The organism is Aeromonas sp. QDB11, from assembly GCF_027705265.1.
In the GTDB taxonomy this organism is placed as follows: domain Bacteria; phylum Pseudomonadota; class Gammaproteobacteria; order Enterobacterales; family Aeromonadaceae; genus Aeromonas; species Aeromonas allosaccharophila.
The window spans coordinates 1-1,929 of record NZ_JAPDBM010000149.1 but is presented as its reverse complement, the minus strand read 5'-3'; the positions used below and the strand labels follow the sequence as shown (position 1 = coordinate 1,929).

2 protein-coding genes are annotated in these 1,929 nt (G+C 46.2%); both read left to right on the top strand.

Going from position 1 to position 1,929, the window contains the following annotated elements:
• Window positions 1-400: 400 nt before the first annotated feature.
• Window positions 401-928: an REP-associated tyrosine transposase gene (locus OKC40_RS22260; protein WP_270797008.1), complete on the top strand. Its 528-nt coding sequence runs from the start codon at window positions 401-403 to the stop codon at window positions 926-928.
• 173 nt (window positions 929-1,101) lie between these two features.
• Complete coding sequence (locus tag OKC40_RS22255; RefSeq protein ID WP_270797007.1) at window positions 1,102-1,872, top strand: DUF262 domain-containing protein; 771 nt, start codon at window positions 1,102-1,104, stop codon at window positions 1,870-1,872.
• Window positions 1,873-1,929: the final 57 nt, after the last annotated feature.

The window sequence follows — 1,929 nt, the reverse complement described above, 5'->3', positions numbered from 1 at the left end:
AGAGGAATGGCCAGCCTGCTGGCCCGAGTGAAACACTTCATGGATACCGTGTCTCCTTTCCCGGGGAATGGCTATGGTACAGCGAAGGTGTAGCACTATTGGGATCAGTTATTTAGGCTGATCCCTTTCCCTGTCACCCTACTCTTTACAATTCACCCGGCCGCCGCGTCCCATCTGGCGGCCGGGTTTCTGAGTTCCCCCTACCTGTTTTGCCCCACTCTTCTAACGCACCGCTGCAAGCCGCTTTGAGTCATCGTGTAGGTTCGATTAGCGAAGCGTAATCGGACGATCGCGTAATCGAACAATCGTGTAATGGAACATCCGCATCATCACGGCCCGCAAGCAGATCGAAGTGAGGCAAGGCTATGCTTGGCTTTTCGGTCTCGATGAGGGGAAAGGGATGGCCAACTGGCGGCGGGCATGGTGGCCCGGCGGAACCTGGTTCTTTACCGTCAACCTGCTGGAGCGACGCAACAACCGGTTGCTGGTGGAGCAGATCGATCTGCTGCGCCATAGCGTTGCCAAGGTACAGCAGGCTTACCCCTTCGCCATTCACGCATGGGTGGTGTTGCCCGACCATCTCCACTGCATTCTCTCTTTGCCGGAGGGAGACACCGATTTCCCCCTGCGGTGGCGGTTGATCAAAAGCCACTTTTCCCGTGCCTTGCCGCTGAACGAGCGGCGCAGCCAGACCCGGTTACGCCACGGGGAGCGGGGCATCTGGCAGCGCCATTATTGGGAACATCTGATCCGGGATGAGCAGGATTACCGCCGCCATATGGATTACGTCCATATCAACCCGCTCAAGCATGGTCATGTTACGCGGGTGATTGATTGGCCGTATTCCACCTTCCATCGTTACGTGGCGAGTGGCGTCTATCCGCAGGATTGGTGCGGGTCGGTGGATGGGGTGGGGGGATTGGAGTAGACACCTAACAGGGTTGTTCTGTTGTAAGCGACCGATTACGCGATCGTCCGATTACGCTTCGCTAATCGAACCTACGCACGTTGTCGTAAAAACGAATTTATTAAAAACTTATTTGTATAATTCATATCTGATTATTACTATGTGTTTTCAGTCATATGCATGGTAAACATATTATGAAAGATTTCATTACCCAGTTAGAGCAAGAAACAAGAAAGGTTGACTTTGACTCTTTCGACATTTCTGTTAAAGAAATAATATCCATGTCATATGATGATATTATCGATGTTGCACCTGAATATCAGCGTCAATTTAGATGGCCAGCTGAAAATCAATCAAAACTAATTGAGTCAGTCTTTCTTGGTATTCCTGTTCCAAGCTTATTTATGGCGGCTAACAGGGATGGAACATGGGAGTTGATCGATGGTGTTCAGAGATTAAACTCATTGATTCATTTCGCTGGTTCACCTGAACAGCTAAAGAAGTTTTCTTTTGAGAGTCCTCTCGTATTAAAAGATTTGGAGATTTTGAGTGAGTTTAATGGTTTCACATTTGATGATCTTCCATCAACATTAAAACTAAAGTTTTCACTGCGACCTTTGAAAGTTACAACGCTTAGTGATAAAAGCGACATGAAAGTAAGATTTGATCTTTTTGAAAGATTGAATACTGGTGGTATCAAGTTGACAGATCAAGAGATACGGGCATGTGTATTTCGTGGTCAATTCAACGATTTCTTGACTGAACTTTCTCTCAATAATGACTTTAATGCTGTTGTTAATTTACCTGACCCGAAGTTAAATGATGGCACTAAACAAGAGTTAATACTTAAGTTTTTTGCGTATAAAAATAACCGTGATGAGTTTGATCATAGTGTCGTTGGTTTTTTAAATAATTACATGGCTGAGTCTGTAAAATGTTTTGATTACCCGACATTCCGCACCTGATTTAGGAATAAATTTGCCGATAGCGCTCACCCAATACCTCCAAAATGATCTGCTGGT